This window comes from Alcaligenes sp. Marseille-Q7550 (assembly GCF_965112015.1).
Window position 1 is genome coordinate 603,056 of sequence record NZ_CBCOPU010000002.1, and the last position, 17,064, is coordinate 620,119.

Annotated in this window: 21 protein-coding genes; 12 read left to right on the forward strand and 9 right to left on the reverse strand. The window is 63.7% G+C overall.

Annotated elements, in window-relative coordinates:
- Window positions 1-5: 5 nt before the first annotated feature.
- From ACWPWO_RS12110 to ACWPWO_RS12135, 6 genes are all read left to right on the forward strand, one after another.
- Window positions 6-1,139, forward strand: coding sequence for a filamentous hemagglutinin family protein (locus tag ACWPWO_RS12110; protein ID WP_454006808.1), 1,134 nt, complete (start codon window positions 6-8; stop codon window positions 1,137-1,139).
- 229 nt (window positions 1,140-1,368) lie between these two features.
- Entirely contained in the window at window positions 1,369-1,680 is a 312-nt protein-coding gene (locus ACWPWO_RS12115; RefSeq protein WP_454006809.1) for a type II toxin-antitoxin system RelE/ParE family toxin, read from the forward strand.
- A 1-nt stretch (window position 1,681) separates the two neighbouring features.
- Window positions 1,682-1,972, forward strand: coding sequence for a NadS family protein (nadS, locus tag ACWPWO_RS12120; protein ID WP_454006810.1), 291 nt, complete (start codon window positions 1,682-1,684; stop codon window positions 1,970-1,972).
- Between the two features lie 21 nt (window positions 1,973-1,993).
- Complete coding sequence (locus ACWPWO_RS12125) at window positions 1,994-2,671, forward strand: DUF4351 domain-containing protein (RefSeq protein WP_454006811.1); 678 nt, start codon at window positions 1,994-1,996, stop codon at window positions 2,669-2,671.
- A 116-nt stretch (window positions 2,672-2,787) separates the two neighbouring features.
- A complete protein-coding gene (locus ACWPWO_RS12130; RefSeq protein WP_454006812.1) occupies window positions 2,788-3,132 on the forward strand; it encodes a zinc ribbon domain-containing protein YjdM in 345 nt (114 codons plus the stop codon).
- Window positions 3,133-3,393: 261 nt separating this feature from the next.
- A complete protein-coding gene (locus ACWPWO_RS12135; protein ID WP_454006813.1) occupies window positions 3,394-4,416 on the forward strand; it encodes an Rpn family recombination-promoting nuclease/putative transposase in 1,023 nt (340 codons plus the stop codon).
- An 18-nt stretch (window positions 4,417-4,434) separates the two neighbouring features.
- On the opposite strand, the gene ACWPWO_RS12140 is transcribed toward ACWPWO_RS12135, so the two are convergent.
- Genes ACWPWO_RS12140 through ACWPWO_RS12150 form a run of 3 tightly spaced genes read right to left on the reverse strand, consistent with a single transcriptional unit; the run spans window position 4,435 to window position 5,995 of the window.
- The gene (locus ACWPWO_RS12140; protein WP_454006814.1) at window positions 4,435-5,103 is read right to left on the reverse strand and encodes a PulJ/GspJ family protein; all 669 of its coding nucleotides are present in this window, start codon (window positions 5,101-5,103) and stop codon (window positions 4,435-4,437) included.
- The gene (gene gspI, locus ACWPWO_RS12145) at window positions 5,100-5,501 is read right to left on the reverse strand and encodes a type II secretion system minor pseudopilin GspI (RefSeq protein WP_454006815.1); all 402 of its coding nucleotides are present in this window, start codon (window positions 5,499-5,501) and stop codon (window positions 5,100-5,102) included. Before gspI ends, ACWPWO_RS12140 begins: the two co-directional genes overlap by 4 nt.
- Entirely contained in the window at window positions 5,498-5,995 is a 498-nt protein-coding gene (locus ACWPWO_RS12150; RefSeq protein WP_454006816.1) for a GspH/FimT family pseudopilin, read from the reverse strand. The genes gspI and ACWPWO_RS12150 overlap by 4 nt, the downstream gene beginning before the upstream one ends.
- A gap of 137 nt (window positions 5,996-6,132) precedes the next feature.
- Between ACWPWO_RS12150 and ACWPWO_RS12155 the strand changes: the two genes are divergently transcribed.
- Together ACWPWO_RS12155 and ACWPWO_RS12160 are read left to right on the forward strand one after the other, a co-directional pair.
- Entirely contained in the window at window positions 6,133-6,570 is a 438-nt protein-coding gene (locus ACWPWO_RS12155) for a hypothetical protein (protein WP_454006817.1), read from the forward strand.
- A 319-nt stretch (window positions 6,571-6,889) separates the two neighbouring features.
- The gene (locus tag ACWPWO_RS12160) at window positions 6,890-7,498 is read left to right on the forward strand and encodes a transposase (RefSeq protein ID WP_454006818.1); all 609 of its coding nucleotides are present in this window, start codon (window positions 6,890-6,892) and stop codon (window positions 7,496-7,498) included.
- A 35-nt stretch (window positions 7,499-7,533) separates the two neighbouring features.
- On the opposite strand, the gene ACWPWO_RS12165 is transcribed toward ACWPWO_RS12160, so the two are convergent.
- The 4 genes from ACWPWO_RS12165 to ACWPWO_RS12180 all read right to left on the reverse strand — a co-directional run bounded on the left by ACWPWO_RS12165 (window position 7,534) and on the right by ACWPWO_RS12180 (window position 11,743).
- Window positions 7,534-8,910 (reverse strand): MFS transporter, encoded by a 1,377-nt coding sequence (locus tag ACWPWO_RS12165; RefSeq protein WP_454006819.1) that lies wholly within the window; start codon window positions 8,908-8,910, stop codon window positions 7,534-7,536.
- A complete protein-coding gene (locus tag ACWPWO_RS12170) occupies window positions 8,907-9,965 on the reverse strand; it encodes an MBL fold metallo-hydrolase (RefSeq protein ID WP_454006820.1) in 1,059 nt (352 codons plus the stop codon). Before ACWPWO_RS12170 ends, ACWPWO_RS12165 begins: the two co-directional genes overlap by 4 nt.
- 202 nt (window positions 9,966-10,167) lie before the next feature.
- Window positions 10,168-10,644: a cupin domain-containing protein gene (locus ACWPWO_RS12175; protein ID WP_454006821.1), complete on the reverse strand. Its 477-nt coding sequence runs from the start codon at window positions 10,642-10,644 to the stop codon at window positions 10,168-10,170.
- Between the two features lie 97 nt (window positions 10,645-10,741).
- A complete protein-coding gene (locus ACWPWO_RS12180) occupies window positions 10,742-11,743 on the reverse strand; it encodes an AraC family transcriptional regulator (RefSeq protein ID WP_454006822.1) in 1,002 nt (333 codons plus the stop codon).
- A gap of 243 nt (window positions 11,744-11,986) precedes the next feature.
- On the opposite strand from ACWPWO_RS12180, the gene ACWPWO_RS12185 reads away from it, so the two are divergent.
- Together ACWPWO_RS12185 and ACWPWO_RS12190 are read left to right on the forward strand one after the other, a co-directional pair.
- The gene (locus ACWPWO_RS12185; RefSeq protein WP_454006823.1) at window positions 11,987-12,682 is read left to right on the forward strand and encodes a glutamate racemase; all 696 of its coding nucleotides are present in this window, start codon (window positions 11,987-11,989) and stop codon (window positions 12,680-12,682) included.
- Window positions 12,637-12,861 carry a hypothetical protein gene (locus tag ACWPWO_RS12190; RefSeq protein ID WP_454006824.1) on the forward strand — a complete coding sequence of 75 codons (225 nt, stop codon included), beginning with the start codon at window positions 12,637-12,639 and terminating at the stop codon, window positions 12,859-12,861. The genes ACWPWO_RS12185 and ACWPWO_RS12190 overlap by 46 nt, the downstream gene beginning before the upstream one ends.
- On the opposite strand, the gene ACWPWO_RS12195 is transcribed toward ACWPWO_RS12190, so the two are convergent.
- Window positions 12,852-13,781, reverse strand: a complete 930-nt coding sequence (locus ACWPWO_RS12195; protein WP_454006825.1) for a BMP family ABC transporter substrate-binding protein — start codon at window positions 13,779-13,781, stop codon at window positions 12,852-12,854. The two genes, ACWPWO_RS12190 and ACWPWO_RS12195, sit on opposite strands and share 10 nt — an antisense overlap.
- Window positions 13,778-14,776 carry a Bug family tripartite tricarboxylate transporter substrate binding protein gene (locus tag ACWPWO_RS12200; protein WP_454006826.1) on the reverse strand — a complete coding sequence of 333 codons (999 nt, stop codon included), beginning with the start codon at window positions 14,774-14,776 and terminating at the stop codon, window positions 13,778-13,780. Before ACWPWO_RS12200 ends, ACWPWO_RS12195 begins: the two co-directional genes overlap by 4 nt.
- Window positions 14,777-15,186: 410 nt before the next feature.
- Between ACWPWO_RS12200 and ACWPWO_RS12205 the strand changes: the two genes are divergently transcribed.
- Together ACWPWO_RS12205 and ACWPWO_RS12210 are read left to right on the forward strand one after the other, a co-directional pair.
- On the forward strand, window positions 15,187-15,900 hold the full coding sequence (locus ACWPWO_RS12205) for a c-type cytochrome (RefSeq protein ID WP_454006827.1): 714 nt from the start codon (window positions 15,187-15,189) through the stop codon (window positions 15,898-15,900).
- The gene (locus ACWPWO_RS12210; protein WP_454006828.1) at window positions 15,900-16,832 is read left to right on the forward strand and encodes a c-type cytochrome; all 933 of its coding nucleotides are present in this window, start codon (window positions 15,900-15,902) and stop codon (window positions 16,830-16,832) included. Before ACWPWO_RS12205 ends, ACWPWO_RS12210 begins: the two co-directional genes overlap by 1 nt.
- The last annotated feature ends 232 nt before the right edge of the window (window positions 16,833-17,064 follow it).

Here is a 17,064-nt window from a genome sequence, read left to right on the forward strand (position 1 = left end):
CGGTGGTGGCGGGCGATACCCGTCCGGGCGCCGGCATCGTGTTGCAGGCGGGCATGAACAACAGCATGTATGCGGGCCTGCTGCAGCAGTACCTGAACCCCGCCTTGCGCGCGGATGCGTCCCAGTCTCTGGCCGGCCAGCCCGGCCGCGTGGTGCACAGCTATGAAGGCGAGCTGATGGATTGGCTGCGGGAACGCTACGGCGTGACCTTCAGCGGCGACGATGCCGTGCCGTCCGCCCTGGCCTACTTCCAGGCCCTGCCCGCCGCCCAGCAGCGCATCTTCGCCCGCGACATTTACTTTGCGGAACTGCGCGAAGGCGGGCGCGAGTACAACGACGAAGGCGGTCCGCGTTCAGGCAGTTACCTGCGCGGCCGGCGCGTCATCCAGGCCCTGTTCCCCGAACTGGCCATGACACAGCAGCCCATCGTGTACGACGGCAGCGTGCTGCTGTTCGGCGGCGCGGGCGTGCACACCAACCAGGGCGGCGACATCCAGATGCTGGCGCCCGGCGGCGGGCTGACCTTCGGCGTGGAAGGCCCGCAGCCGCCGTCCACGGCCGGCGTCATTACCCGCGGCCAGGGCAATATCCAGTTGTATTCGCGTGACAGCATCCTGCTGGGCCAGAGCCGGGTCATGACGTCCTTCGGCGGCGACATCCTGGCCTGGGCCAACCGCGGCGACATCAACGCCGGGCGCGGCTCCAAGACCACGGTGGTCTACACCCCGCCGCTGCGCGTCTACGACAGCGTGGGCAATGTGCGGATTTCGCCGGACGTGCCCAGCACCGGAGCCGGCATCGCCACCCTGGCGCCCATCCCTGAAGTTCCTGCCGGCGACGTGGACCTGATCGCCCCCGAAGGCGTGATCGACGCGGGCGAAGCCGGCATCCGGGTGTCGGGCAACGTCAACGTGGCCGCGCTGCAGGTCATCAACTCGGAGAACATCAAGACCCAGGGCGAATCCAAGGGCATCCCCGTGGTGGCCGCGGTGAACACCGGCGCCCTGACCAGCGCCAGCGCCGCCGCCTCCAGCGCCACGGCCGCCGCGCAGGACGTGGTCCAGCGCAACCAGGCCGCGCGCCAGCAGAACCAGCCGTCCATCGTGACGGTGCAGATTCTGGGCTTCGGAGGCTCATAATCCCAAGCAACTCCACGGGCGCCGAACCCGTGTCCCAGACCCTCCACAGCCCGCCGCCAGACGGGCTGTTTTTTTATGGCTATCAGGTAGTTCTACGCAGGATCAATCCCTGACTGCAACATGGAACCAGGCCCCGCACTGAGTCATGCTGTTGTGGTCTATTCGCGGAGGCCCGCCTGTACTGGCTTTCATATTGCAATTCATACGCCAATGGCGTATAAAGGTAAACATGGTTTTTCTCGAAACCTCAATCTTTACTCGTCAGATCACGGCTCTACTGTCTGATGATGAATACCGGCGCCTTCAACACGCTTTGCTCGAAAATCCTGCTAAAGGTGATGTAATTCCTGGTGGCGCAGGGATACGGAAAGTGCGATTCCCCCGGGCCGGCACTGGTAAAAGCGGAGGATTGCGAGTGATCTATTACTGGGTGAGCAGCGATGATCAGATTCTGATGCTGCTGGCCTATCCCAAGAACGAACAAGAAAATCTGACCGCCGGTCAACTGACTCAACTGCGGGCGCTTATCAAGGAATTGTGAAATGAATGATCAGTTATTTGCCGAGTTGAAAGCCAGCCTCAAAGAAGCGAAAGCCATTCGCAAAGGCGAACAGGACCCTGCTCGAGTATTTGCCCTGGACTCTTTGGATGTGAAGCGCGTACGGGAACAAACAAATCTGTCCCAGGCTGAATTTGCCGCAGCCCTTCAGGTGAGCGTTCGGACGCTGCAAAATTGGGAACAGCGGCGCCGCACTCCCACAGGCCCTGCGGCGGCTTTGCTTAAAGTGGTCGCAAATGCGCCGGAGCTTGCGCTGCGCCCTTTGCATGGATAGCGGGCCGGCGCTACAGATCCCTTGCCCCTGCCCTTGACCTTGGTGCTGTACAGCGGCAAGCAAGCCTGGAGCGCCCCTCTGCAAAGCCGCGACCTGTTTTCAAATTATGCTGCGCCGTGGCCTATTGACCACATTCCGCAGCAAGTCTATTGGCTTATTGACCTTAAAAAACAATCCCTTAACCATTCCTTGCAAGCAAACAGCCTGTTCGGCCTGATCTGCCGGATTCAGCACAACCAAGGGCTGGCGCACTTGAGCGAGCTGATGCAGACTGTCCTGGACGCCCGCCCCGATCCGAGCCTGCTGCGCGACCTGGCCGCCTGGGTCAACCAGGCCGTCCTGCCGCGCTGCCTGCCCGATCTGGATTTTCCCCGCCACCTGCACTTGAAGGACATACGCGTCATGCTTGAGGACAACTCCGACTCCTGGCTGCACCAATGGGAAGCCCAAGGCATTCAAAAAGGCCTGGCCCAGGGCTTATCCCAAGGGCTGCAACGCGGCCTGCAAGCCCAGCAAAGCACCCTGATCCGCCAGCTACGGCGCAAGTTCGGCAGGCTGCCCAACATGCGCAAGCAACAGATCGTCCAGGCCAACACTCGCCAATTGACGGCTTGGAGCCTGAAGCTGCTGGATGCCGCTACGCTGGACGAGGTCTTTCAATCGCCTTCGCCCAAAGGAAGGGGCGCCCCCCGGCATTGAATTCGTTCGGAGCATGCGTCTCAGGAAATGAGCCTGATGGCCGGCCTCATCCAAATAACCCTTTTATCAATAAGGGCTATACTGGCCGGCCTTTTTACTCTTCTTGCCGAAAACTCATGACTACTGCTTTACCCGCCTGCCCGCAATGCCAATCCGCTTTCACTTACGAAGACGGAATTCTGTATGTGTGCCCGGAATGCGGGCATGAATGGTCCGCACAGGAGTCGCAGGCGTCCGAACCCCAAGGCCGCGTGTATCGGGATGCGGCCGGCAATGTGCTGCAGGATGGCGACACCGTCACGGTCATCAAGGACTTGAAACTGAAAGGCTCGGGCGGCGTGGTCAAGATGGGCACCAAGGTGAAGAACATCCGCCTGGTCGACAGCGACCATGACATCGATTGCAAGATCGACGGTTTCGGCGCCATGAGCTTGAAAACCGAATTCGTGAAGAAGGTCTGACTCTACTGCCGGAGCCACGCTTCAGCCTCAAGGGCCTCAGGAAAACCGCCTATTTGAACTACTCCGGTTTTTGACAGCAGTTCACAGGCCTTCGGGCTTTAGGCTCTGACCGTCCAACTTTTGAGGGTCAGTTCAAATTGGCGGTTTTTTATACATGGCTATCCGTAGTTTTGCGATGGACAAATACCCTGTCCGGCATAAGCCGGATCAGAAACAATACGTCATGCTGAGGCGGTATCCACTATCTGCACGTTCACCGCCATGACTCTGCTCGATGCCAGCTATCGGCGACTGTTCAATCACCGCAATCTACTGCAGGATCTGTTATGTACCGTATTCTCGCCCGATGTGTGTAAACGCTTGGACCTGGACGGAGCGCTTCCTCTGTCCCCGGCCTATGTAGGCCCGGCCATGCAAGTCCGCCAGGGGGATCTGGCCTGGAGCGTCCCGCCCCGTGACAACGATGATCCCATTTTGCTGATCGGAATCGAACACCAGTCCCAACCCGATTACCTCATGGCATTACGCGTCGGCACCTACAAGCATCTGCAATTGGAGTCTTTTGCCCAACAGCATAGGCCCAGGACACCGCTGCCCATACCCGTCATGCTGGTGCTATACAGCGGCAAACAGGCCTGGACCGCCTCCACCCGCAGCCAAGACCTCTTCCCAGCGCTCGCGTCACCGTGGCCCATCGACCACATTCCTCAGCAAGCTTATTGGCTTATTGACCTTAAAAAACAATCTCTTAACCATTCATTGCAAGCAGGCAGCCTGTTCGGCCTGATCTGCCGGATTCAGCACAACCAAGGGCTGGCGCACTTGAGCGAGCTGATGCAGACTGTCCTGGACGCCTGCCCCGACCCGAACCTGCTGCGCGACCTGGCCGCCTGGATCAACCAGGCCATCCTGCCGCGCTGCCTGCCCGATCTGGATTTTCCCCGCCACCTGCACTTGAAGGACATACGCGCCATGCTTGAAGACAACTCCGACTCCTGGCTGCACCAATGGGAAGCCCAAGGCATTCAAAAAGGCCTGGCCCAGGGCTTATCCCAAGGGCTTTCCCAAGGACTCTCCCAAGGGCTGCAACGCGGCCTGCAAGCCCAGCAAAGCACCCTGATCCGCCAGCTACGGCGCAAGTTCGGCAGGCTGCCCAACCGGTACAAGCAGCAGATCGCCAAAGCCACTTCACGCCAATTGACCACTTGGAGTCTGCTATTGCTGGACGCGCCTACCGTGGACGAAGTATTCCTACCGTCGCCTGCCCCGCATAAGGCGACTTGATAAGTCCAAGCCCGGCCTCTAGCGCAAACTGACGACGCTGCTTACCTTCTCCCGTTCCTGGCCGCGCGTATCCAGCTCTATCTCCAGTTCCAGCGCGACGGCCGGCTGACGCTGCATGGTCCCGCCCTTGACCGGCAGCGTCTGCCAGCCCGCGCCGGGTTCCCAGGCGCGCAGACGCCAGCGCAGGCTGTCCGCAAGCACGCGCCCCGCGTCCTGAAGCCTGGGCTCGGGCAAGGGATAGCGTTTGCCGGCAGCGCCGGCGATCCGGTACAGGCCGTCGCTGCCCCGCCACCACTGCACGCGCTGCCAATAGCCTGGCCGGCCGTCCACTGCGCGCACCATCTCCAGCACCCACCCGTCCTCCCCTCTGCGCTGCAAGAGGACGCTGGGAGGCAGGAACAAGGGCGCAGGCGTCTGCGCCGCTCCGCCGGCCTCGGTGGCGACCGGGGGAAACAGCCAGCCCTGTTCGGAAAACTCGGTTCCAGCCCGCCATTGCACATCCCGCTCGAACTGCTCCAGCACGGCCAGCACGGCCTGGATGCGCATGCTGCGCTCCTCCAGATCGCCCTGCGTACGCTGCAGGCTGTCCAGCGAGCCCCAGGTCATCAGGCTGAGAACGGCCATGACGACCAGGGCCACCAGCACTTCGATCAGGGTCAAGCCCCGCTGCCCTGCGGCAAGGTTCATGGCGATGCCTCCCTGGCGAGCTGCGTCTGAAGCGTGACCAGACGGCGCCGTTCGGGCTGCTGCGCATCGACATGAATGGTCAGGAGCAACAGCCCAGGCGCTACCGGCCTCAACTGGCTGTGGCATACGAACCGCCAGCCCGCCTGCGGACAAGGCTGGCTGTCCGCTCCCGGCTTCAAGGGGTGGACGCCCGCCTGCCACTGCGCCAGCGCGTTCCGCGCCGACAACATGGCCAGGCTCTTCTGCTCCAGGTGCTCGACATTGTCCGTGGAATGCAGCCCCGTCCTGGCGAATGCCGCCAGCGCCACGCTGACGATCACCAATGCGACCAGGACCTCCACCAGGGAAAAGCCTTTGTCCAGGGCGGGCCGGCCGGCTCCAACCACAGACAGGTTCACGGCACCACCCGAAACTGGCCGTCGGCGTCCCGGCGAACCGCCACGCGGCTTCCTTGGCTGCTGAGCTCGATCTCCCACGTCTGCCCCAGCGGTTCGGCCGTGAAGCGCAGCGGCAGCTCGCCCTGCACGACCGGATGCCCGCTATGCCAGGAGCGTTCGCCAAGCAGGCTGTCGGCGGGAAATGGCTCGCGGGCGATTCCGGGTTCCAGGACGGGCCAGCCCCCCCTGTCCGGATCGCGCCAGCGTCGGCGTGTAAAGCCTTCTTTTCGGGCCTGCGGCTGCCAATAGATGATGCGCCCGTCCCGGCGCGCCTCGGCTTGCGCGACGCTGAAACGCTGGATCAGTTCACGGGCGTCGCGGCGCAGCTCGCGGCCGGGGTCCGGGGCGGCGCTGACCATGACGGCCGCCGTCGCAATGCCCACGATGACCAGCACGACCATCACTTCCACCAAGGAAAAGCCCCTGGCCCGGCTGGACGTGAAAATAATCTCCATGTGCGGATCCTGATGAAAACCTGTTGACGTCAGATTAAAGTCCAAATATGGCATTGACATGAAACGTCAACAATGCGCTGCTATAGATATGGCCAGGAGAATAAAAAACGGAAATCACGCAAACCCCAGGCATAGATATGAGCAAAGAAAGAAACGACCGCTATATCATCCCCATGCATGCGGCAGGAATCATCATGACTCTAGGTTTGGCTTACTGGGCCTTGGTTCCCAGGCCGGCGCCCAGGGCCGTTTCTGAAACGGTTTCCGTCGAACCGGACACCGCGGCAAGCGCCGCTGGAGACGCCGTTGGCCAATGGTTCCGGAAAGGCCCGGTACGCCTGGACCTGGAATTCAAGGGTTTGATAGAAAACGACAATCAACGGGTCGTGCTGGTGTCGCTGAATGGCCAGCAAGCACAAAGTTTCAAGCTCGGGCAGGAACGCCCGCCCGGGCTGGCGCTTCAATCCGTGAAAACGGATCATGCGGTTTTCACGTATCAAGGCCGGCGGATTTCCGTGCCGTTTCCGGCTACGAGACCCGCCGGGGACGCGGGTCTTATCGAGCACAGACAATAAAATATCGCTCGATAAAATCGACTCTTGAATATTTTATTTTCACTTATGAAAATAAAACAATTAAAAAGAAACATTAAATCGGGATTAAAAGAGAATGACATTAACAATTCTGTCATTCACAAAAACTAGAATTCCCAAAGCCCGCTTTAATCACAGGCAGGTGAACGACAACCGCCACAACAATGCGCAACGTGCAGACGGCATATTTTCTTCAGGACTCCCGGGGGTTTGGGGAAGAACCCATCAAGGGAACAATAGTTTATCGTTGCCGGGGCAGGCCCCGGCACATGTGCTTTGCTGTTGCATCAAGGGGAAACACATGACGCGCAGGATCTTGCCTTACGCCCGCACCACCATGACGGAACTGGATGCCAAACTGGCCAGATTCTGCGAAGTGGCTCAAGGGGTGCCGCTTGCCGTGGACCGGCACAATATGCCCTACGTCTGGGTCATCGGCCATCCCATCTGGTATTCGCTGGACCAGATCAATGGCTATCTGCCCGCCAGCCACCCGCTCAAGGCAATGAAGGAGACCGTGGATGCCGCGCTCTACACGCATTGGCCGCTGCATCAGGACGCGGCCGCCAGATGCAAGTCCTCGCTGACGCCCGGCCAGCTGTTCAAGTGCTGGTTCCTGCACATTCTGTACTCCTTCGAATCCGAAGACAGAATCATCCAGCACATCACCTACAACCTGCTGTTTCGCTGGTTCATCGATTACGAATGGGTGTCGGACCCCTTGCCCGAGACTCTGGCGTTCGAGCACGACATACGCTTGATCAGCAAGGACCTGCGCGCCGCGGAACTGGCCCGTCACTGCCTGGCCAGCCATCCTTTCGGCGCGTCCGACAGCGTGGAGTTCCGCATCAACCACGGTTTGCTGCACCACCTGAAACAGGCGCTGGACCAGAAAGACTCCCTAGGCTGATCGCCCGCCGCCGGCGGGCAATCAGCACGCCGGACTCAAGGACGGCCAGCGCGCTCGTCCTGGCAAGCATGCCAGCGGCGCAGCAGCGCATCCGGATTCAGAACGGCCACGCATCCCAGTCCCGTCACCAGCAAGTAGCAACCGATGAACCAGAATGCGCTGTGTATGCCGCTGTCCATGGAACCGCCCGCCATGCCCGGCACATAAGCCGCCTTCTGCATCAGGTATCCCACCATCATGGGCGACACCACCCCTCCCAGCGAGGCGACGCCCGTCAGGACCGCCATGACGGCGCCGCGCTGGCGGGCCGCCACGCAGTAGGCGACCGTCGCGGGCGCCAGGGGAAAGATCATGGCCAGGCCCGCCGCCAGTGTCAGGACGGCCACCGCCACATAGCCATCCAGCCAAGGCAGCGCCAGGAAGGCCAGCCCGGAAGCGGCCAGCGTCGCGCCGAACATGGCGCCCAGCGCCCAGCGCACGGACACGCCGCGCCGCATGGCCCGCCGCGACAGCACGCCCAGCACGAACAAGGCCGCCGCTCCCATCAGCCACGGCAGGGTGGACACCAACCCTATCCATTCAGGCGATAGAGCCACCACGGACGTCAGATAGCGGGGCGACCAGGTCGTCAGAAACCCCTGCGCCCAGAAACAGCCGGCGCCGGCCAGCGTGGCCACGACGAACATGGGCGAGAGAAAGACCCGGCGCAGGCAAGCCGGCGGCACCTGGTCATCCAGGGCGCTGACGGCGGCCTGCGGCTTGGCGCCTTCGCCTGCCCGGCCGCAAGCGGCATACGGCCCTTCGCGGCTGAGCACGGCCCACGCCAGGGTCCAGCCCAGCCCCGTCACGCCCATGAAGCCGAAGGCCCAGCGCCACCCCCAGTCGGGATGGGCGATGATCCAGGCCAGCAAGGGCGCAGCCACCAGAGGACCGAGCGTCGAGCCCATGGCCACCAGGCTGCTGGGCAGGCCTCTGTCAGTGGCGGGAAACCACCCCTGGACGTGCTGCAGGGAGATCGGCGTGGCAGGCCCTTCGGCCGCGCCGAGCACGATGCGCGTTCCCAGCAGCAAGGCCGCGCCGCCTCCCAGCAGCATGGGAAACTGCAGCACGGCCCAGGCCAGTCCCATGGACAAGATGATCCAGCGGCTCTGGACCCACCCCGCCAGAAAGCCGACCAGCACCGCCGACAAGGCGAACAGAAAGAAAAAAGCGCCGCCGATGAAACCGAATTCACCGGGACTGAGCCCCAGGTCCCGCATGACAGGCTCGGCCACCAACCCCAGAATGGCTTTGTCGGCGAAATTGATCATCTGGAACAGCACCAGCATGCCGGTGATGATCCAGGCCCTGCGCACCAGGCCGGCATGGGCCGGCGTCGCGCGCGTATCCGGATTCAGGGTCAGGGCAGTCATGCGTGGGCCCTCGCCAGATGTTCCGATTCGACTTCCTCGGCCTGGACGCCGACCCGATAGCAATCATTGTCCTCGGCGATGGACACCGGCCCGCCGAAATCGCGCCGCGCCGCCTGCAGCATCTTGTTCAAGTCGGCGGCGCCCGGCACATTGGGCACGATATGGTGCAGCACCAGCTGTCTCACCTTGGCCTGGGCCGCGACTTTGCCCACGACATCGTAGGAAGTGTGTGACTCCTCCAAGTGCACGGCAATGCCATCGCGGGTCGGGCCTGGCGGGAACGTGGCCAGGATGGCGTCCAGGTCTATGACTTCATGCAGCAGCAGGTCCGCGCCGCTGGCCAGACGTATGCAGTTGCGCGAGAACGTCGTGTCGCCCGACACGACCACGGAACCGTATCGGGAATCGAAGCGATAGCCGAAAGCGGGATAGCACAGGCGATGATCGACCAGGATGGCGGACACGCTCACGTACTCGTCTTCGTGGATGAGGAAAGGTTCCATTTCAGGATGGCGATTGTCCACGGGGTCCGCCGGCACATGGCCGGGCACCTGGATGTCGTGCGCCTTGATCCAGTTGTAAGGGCTGGCCCGCCCCTCGTCGGCCATGCGGATCACCACGTCCGAGGCGAAGACGGAATCGATCAGGGCATGCACCATCTGGCGGGTGCCCGCCATGGCATGGCCGGCCGTGCAGCAATTCACATGTTGCAGATGCTCCTCGTTCAAGGCAGGCGCGCGCGGCGGCTTGGCCGGGCCATAGATGTGGACCTCGTTCTGGAACGATTCGCCCGGCACCTGCCAGCCAGTCAGCAGGTAAGAGCCCAGGTCGTAGATGTGGTCGGAATGATGGTGCGTGATGAAAATGCCGCGCAGGCTCTCCCAGCCCAGATGATTGCGGTAATGGCGGATGCTGCCCATGCCGCAGTCCACGATGTAGGTCGCGCCGTCCACGCATACCGCGGTGCAGGTTCCCGCCCGGGTGCTGGACACGATGGGACCGCCTCCCGTGCCCAATGTATAGACGCGCATTCCCTGATTTTCTTGTGCAGCCATGATGTCTCCTGTGGACGGCGTGCGGCCGCCCTTGATGTCGTTATTGGTACGCGGTTCCGTTCCGTACGGAACTGTCGACCAATCTACCGGCGCCCCCCCTGGCCCGCTATGCGCAATCGGGCGGGACGCTATGCGCTTTTTCGGCATGGTTCCGCAAAAAAAACAGCCCCTCGCGGGGCTGCTCACTGACGGGACGACGGTCTCAGGCCTGCATACGCGCATGGAAATCCGGCACCTGGGAAGGTTCGGCGAAGAAGATGCTGCGCACGCGCGACAGCTCCACCACTCGCGCCGGGTCCTTCTGCTCATGCAGTTCGGAGAACAGGGTCGAGAGCTCCCCTGCGGGGCTGACCCAGAACAGCGCCCGGCAAGGCTTGTCGCCGGCGATCCGGTAGCCATGCACGGACCCCTGGGGCCAGCACACGCTGTCGCCGGGGCCGACGCGGGACCACTGGCCGTCCATGAACAATTCATATTCCCCTTCCAGCACGTAGACGTGCTCGTCCTGATTGCCGTGGCTGTGGGGCGGCACGAAGGTGCCGGGAGGATCGACGGACAGCCAGGCATAGCAGGCCTGCGTGTCGATGCGCGGCGTGTAGGCGTGACCCAGCACGTTCCAGGTCACGTCTGGCTCGGAATCGGTACGGGAATGGGCTGGCGCATGGGCAATGTCTTGCATGATGTCTCCTTGGCTCGGTGCGTCGTCTCAAGCGCGACGCCTGCCCATCATGCTGGCGGCAAGCCGCCGCTCGCGCTATGCGCTTTTTCCGCGATGTTCATGCAGTTGCTGGCAGCCCCGCCGGCAAGGCGCCGCGATGCGCCAGGGTCTGCGAAGGCAGCTCGCCGAAACGCTGCCGGTATTCGCTGGCGAAGCGCCCCAGCTGGGCGAAGCCGCAATCCATCGCGATCGAGGACACCGTCTCGGTGCGCCCGGCCTGCAGCAGGCGCTGGCGCACATGCTCCAGGCGCAGTCCCCGGTGAAACGCCACCGGAGACTGCCCGCAGAATTGCTGGAAGTCCCGGTACAGACGGTCTCTGGACACCCCCGCCAGATCGGCGATGGCCGCCAGCTCCAGCGCCTGTCCCGCCCGTTCGCGCAAGCGCTCCTGCAAGACCGCCAGATACGCGGGCCGGGAGTCATGCGTCCGGAACAGCGCCGCCGAATAATTGTGGGGCTGGCTGTACAGCAAGGTCGTGATCAATCCCGTCTCGAAGCTGCTCCAGACATCGGGCAGGTCGCACAGGCCCTGCTCGTCATCCAGGGTGTCGCGCAAGCGCTGCAACAAGGCGAACCAGTCGCGGGCCCCGCCCCGCAGGTCCATGCGGGTGTCGAAAACCAGGGGCTCGCCCAGACTGCGGCCCAGCAGCGTCTGCAAGCGCCCTTCCAGGGCCCCTCGTTCTATGCGCAGCATGATCTTGCTGCATTGTTCGGACAGGGCCATGCGCACCGGCTGAAAAGGAGAAATGATGACGCCCACCCCCGGCTCGGAGACGAAGCGGCGCGCGCCTGTATCGATCAGTTGCTCGCCCTCCAGCGGGATGCCTATGCAATAACTGTGCGGAAGGTGGTCGATCTGCACCGTGACCGCATCCGTGTAGCGTATCCATCCGGTCGTGATCCGTCCCACCGTCGTGCCGTGATGCAACAGCTCCAGTCTGTCAGGCTTGCCCACCCTCAAGCCATGCGGACCATTCAATGCCTGCATCCACGCCACTGCCTCGTCGATACCGCGCAAGCGGGCCGAGAACGGCCGTCGCGCCATGCCTGCCTGTTGCATCGCTCCTCGCCTCCTGCCTGGGTCATCGTGCTGCGTCAAGGCGCCTGTCCGCGGCCGCCATGCCGCAGAGACGAATTTTCTTTTTTTCGATGATGCGATGCGGCGCAGCCGCAAGGTATAAGGACTTGCCCTAGTTCAAGCTTAAACAATCTCCTCGCTGTCCTTGGGCATCCTCTTACCCCCGGCAAGCAAACACGCGATAATACGGGCTTCGTTCCGGCGTTCTTCCTTGTCTTGCACACCATGACTTCCTGCACGGGCCGTGCCAGCGCAACTGCGCCCATCGGCATATTCGACTCCGGCGTCGGCGGCCTGTCCGTCTGGCGCTCCATACGCCAGGCCCTGCCAGGGGAAGATCTGCTGTACCTGGCGGACTCGGGATGCGCGCCCTATGGCGACCGGTCCGCCGGATGGATACAGGCGCGCACCGCCCTGCTTGCGCAGTACCTGCTGGATCAAGGCTGCAAGGCCATCGTCATCGCCTGCAATACGGCCACCATGGTCGCCGCTTCTTTTCTGCGGGCGCGCTTTGCCGTCCCCATCATCGCCATCGAGCCGGCCGTCAAACCGGCCGCCGCCCTGAGCCGCAGCCGCTGCATTGCCCTGATGGCGACCAGCCGCACCATGGACAGTCCGGGTCTGCAGCAGCTCGTACGCCACCACGCAGCCGGCGTGGACGTGATCCGCATCCCTTGTCCCGGTCTGGCGGACCGGGTGGACGCCCTGCCACTGGTCCGCCCCGAGCTGCCCCCGGAGCTGCGCCCGCGGCTGGACCCGCGCTGCGGAGCCGCGCCGACACGCTGGTGCTGGGCTGCACGCACTACCCCTTCTTGCGTCCCGCCATTGAACGCCTCAGCGGGGGCCGTTTCCAGATCATCGAACCCTCCTTCGCCGTGGCCGCGCAGGTTCGCCGGCGCCTGCACGAAGCCGGCTGCCTGAGCGCCCGGGACCATGGCGGCCGCAGCGACTTCATCAGCAGCGCGCCCCTGGATCAGGCACAGCGCGTCATCGCCGCGCTGGCCGGCCTGCCCGCCGCCCTGGTCCAGTCCTTGCCGGAACTGGAGATCGGCGATGCGGCCGGCGCACCCGTGCCGGCCGTATCCTTGGCTCAAGCCTGAGACGCGACGGAAAAAGGACTTTCCTCGCCCTCGAACCGGGTTTCCAGCACGAGTTCGCCGGCCAGAAGCCGCTGGGACCAATCATCGAGCACGGCGCGCTCGGCCGCGTTCAGGTCCGGACCGGTGGCCAGCCGGACCACATCCGGGTTTTCCAGCCCCGTCTGGATGCGCTGCCCCAACGCCAGCCTGCCCTGGACGAAATCCAGCACGGCCTGCTCGATGGCCCAGGCCGAGTCCGCCACGGCGGACGCCCAGTACAGCTGGGGATCGGTGTCGACCCAGTTGCGCACATTGGCGATCTGGCGCAAGCCCCTCTCCCGGCACACCGCATCCACGCCTTCACGGCCGCCATCCATCATGGTGAACAACACCTGCACGCCGCGGTCCGCGAAGTAGCGGGTGTTGCGCACAGCCAGCTCGACATCATGCTGGTTGCCATTGAAGCCCGTGTGCCGCAAAGGCTGCCCGGACTGCAGGCGCACCCCCTGGGCGAACGCGGCCCGGCCCGCCAGGCCCGGCCGCACCGGGTCGCCGGACAAGTGGGCGATCCGCTCCGGCTCGTAGCGCGCCGCGCTCAATACACCGGCCAGAAAGGCCGACTGTTCCTGCAAGACCTCGTAGTTCGCCACATTCGGGGCCAGGAAATGCCCCTGCGTGATCACGAAGGGCAGCGCCGGGAAATCCGCAGCCGCCTGGGCGACCGGCCCGTCCCCCTGCCCCCCATGCGCCACGATCAGGCTCGGCCGCTCGCCGGCGATCTCTCGCAAACGCTCCGCGCGCCGCCCGGGATCGCGCTCGGCCACCCACGCCAGGACGGCGGGCACGCCCTTGTGGTGCAGCCTGGCCTGCGCGCGTTCGGCCGCCTCATTGAAACTGCCCCGCCCCGGCTGGCCGAAGGCCACGATGACGATCGCGCTCATGCCTGCGCCTCCTTGCTCTTCAACTGGCTGACCACCGGGCGCCACTGCTCGGCTTGCCGGGCCACGTAGGACTGGAACTCGTCCGGGGTCTTGGACGCCAGTACAAAGCCTTGCTGCTCCAGCTGGGCCCGGATGTCCGCCTTGGCCAGCACCCGTTCCACCGCCTGGTGGAAACGCTGCACGATGGCCGGATCCAGGCCGGCGGGCGCCGAGACGCCCACGAAGTTCTCCGCCACCAGGGACTCATAACCCAGTTCCGTCACTGCCGGCACATCCGGCGCCTGGGCCACGCGCGCCGGCGCCGTCACGGCCAGCAGACGCAGCTGGCCGGTTTTGAGGAAAGGCAGATTGGCGGGCAAGGCGTCCACCGCCACCCGGATCTGGCCGCCCAGCAAATCGGTGCGCATCTGGCCGGCCCCTTTGTACGCCACATGCTCCAGCCGCACGCCGGCCTGGCGGGCGTACAACTCGCCCACGACGTGCGCCACCGAGCCCAATCCGCCGCTGCCGTAGTGGACGGGCTCCTTCTGGGCGCGCAGCCACTCCGTCAGCTCCGCCAGCGTATGCACGGGAAGGGACGGATGCACCAGCACCACGGTCGGCACCGCGCCGATATAGCTGATGTGGCTGAAGCTGGACCGCGCGTCGTAGCGGATGTGGTCGAGCAAGGCCGGGGCGATGGACAAAGGCGCGGAATTGGACATCAGGAAGGTGTAGCCGTCCGGCGCGGACAGGGCCACCTGCGCGGTGCCCAGCGTGGAGCCCGCCCCCGGCTTGTTCTCGACGACGATGGGCACGCCCAGTTCCCTGGACAGATCGGCCTGCAGCAGGCGGGCCACCAGATCGCTGGCTCCGCCCGGCGGGAAGGCGACGACCAGCCGTATGGCTTGGGCAGGCCAGGCGGCTTGCGCCAGTACGGGCCGCGCCAGCCCGCCAAGCAACAGGCCGGCCGCCAGGCCCGCGAAACGACGGCGCCCCTGATTGATTCTTCGCATGCATGTTCTCCGTGTAGCCGCATTGCGGGGATGGCATTTTCTGGCGGACTGTCCGCTGCATCTCCCGGGAAAAACATGCTAAAGAGGCCCGGCCGGCAAGCAAACGACCGATCCGTGCTGACCTTATACGAACCCCGGGCTTAACCATATGAAAAGCCTGGCTATTTACAAATTCCCCTCAGGCACGTTCAGCCGCATGACCATACACAACCGTACACTTCAAGCGCCGAATGGTGCGAAGCGCATGCCGTTCCGTCCAGGCTGTTTCCCGAATCATTCCTTATCTGTCAAGCGCTTAGCGCTTAGGCCCCGAATCAATTGTCTTATATAAGAATCGGAAATTTGTATATGACTTGCATACATTTGGGGCTTAAAATGAGGGTGGTAACTGATTGGGAGAGAACAACATCATGCAAAAAACATGGCAAAAGCTGGTTCCGGCAAGCCTGGGCCTCGTGCTCGCCTTGTCCCTTGCAAGCAGCACGTCCGCCATGGCGGACGAATTGGTCGAACAAGGCAAGGCATTGGCAACGTCCGGCAGCGGCAGCGTCCTGGCCTGCGCAACCTGTCACGGAGCCCAGGGCGAAGGCAATGCCGCCGGCGGCTTCCCCTTTCTGGCCGGCCAGGGCGCCAATTACCTGGCCGACCAGCTCGACCACTTTGCCTCGGGCAAGCGCAGCAACCCCATCATGCAGCCCATCGCCAAGGCGATGACGCCCGAACAGATCAAGGCCGTATCGGCCTACTTCACGCAATTGCCCGCGCCGCTGGACAAGAACATGCTCAGCGCCCACCTGGACCTGTACCCGGCGCAGGAGCAGCTTGGCGCCTGGATCGCCAACCGCGGCGACTGGAACAACAACATCCCCGCCTGTATCCAATGCCATGGTCCAGGCGGCGTGGGCGTGGGCGACGCCTTCCCGGCCCTAGCCGGCCTGCCCGCCGCCTACATCACCGAGCAGCTCAAGGCCTCGCGCGACGGCAAGCGCGACCCCGGTCCGCTGGCTCTGATGGGCGAGATCGCCAAACGCATGAATGACGAGCAGATCAGCGCGACCTCCGACTACTTCGCCAAGCTGCCCGCCAACCTGAAGAATCAAACCGTCACAGAGGGAGCCAAGTAATGACCCGCACTCTCACTCTCCGACTGCGCACTCTCGCCCTGGCCTGCAGCCTGGGCATGGCCGGCCCGGGCGTCGCCCACGCCGTGAACCTGGGCGATGCCGCGCCCGCCTTCACGCCGCCCGACGCCCACAGCATTCCCGACAACGACTTCGGCAAGGCCGTGCTCAAAGGCCAGGAAATCTTCCTGAAGACGCCCCAGAATGCCGCCAAGTTCGTGGGCAACAACCTGAACTGCGTCAGTTGCCACATGGACGCCGGACGGCGCGAGAACGCCTCCCCCATGTGGGCGGCTTACGTCCTGTATCCCGCCTACCGCGCCAAGAACGGCCACGTCAACACCTTGGCCGAACGCCTCCAGGGCTGCTTCCGTTACAGCATGAACGGCCAGATGCCGCCCGCCGACGACGAAACCATCGTGGCCCTGGAAAGTTACATGTATTGGCTGGCCCAGGGCGCGCCCACCGGCGTCACGCTCAAGGGCCAGGGCTTCAAGCGCCTGCCCCAGCCGGCGCAGAAGCCCGATTACGTGCGCGGCGAAAAAGTCTTCGCGCAGAACTGCGCCCTGTGCCACGGCGCCGATGGCGCGGGCCAGGAAGTGAATGGGCATATGGTGTTCCCGGCGCTGTGGGGCGACGGCTCCTACAACTGGGGCGCCGGCATGCACAGCATCCCGACGGCGGCCGCCTTCATCAAGGCCAATATGCCGCTGGGCAAGGGCGACAGCCTGACCGACCAGGAAGCCTGGGACGTGGCCTATTTCATGAACGCCCATGAACGGCCTCAGGATCCGCGCTTCAATGGCTCCGTGGAAGAAACCCAGAAGAAATACCATGACGCCAAGACGGACCTGTACGGACAGACCGTCAATGGCAAGGTGCTGGGGGCCGGATCCACGCCCAATGGCGGACGCCTGCGCGCCGACGCAAAGTAACCCGCCTGCGGGCCGGAAGGAACGGGAGCCCAGGCTCCCGTTTTTTCATGGCCGATGCGCGCGCCGCGGTACGGATACGGCTCCACACCCGCCGTCTCGACGTTCAAGCCATTTACTGTTTGGATTTCAAATTATTTTTCCGCCTGCAACAAACACGACATCGAACTGCAACAAGCCCTGGAAGCCGCAACAGCCGCGGCTTGCGGAGAAATGCTACGGGCCGCCTCGGCCT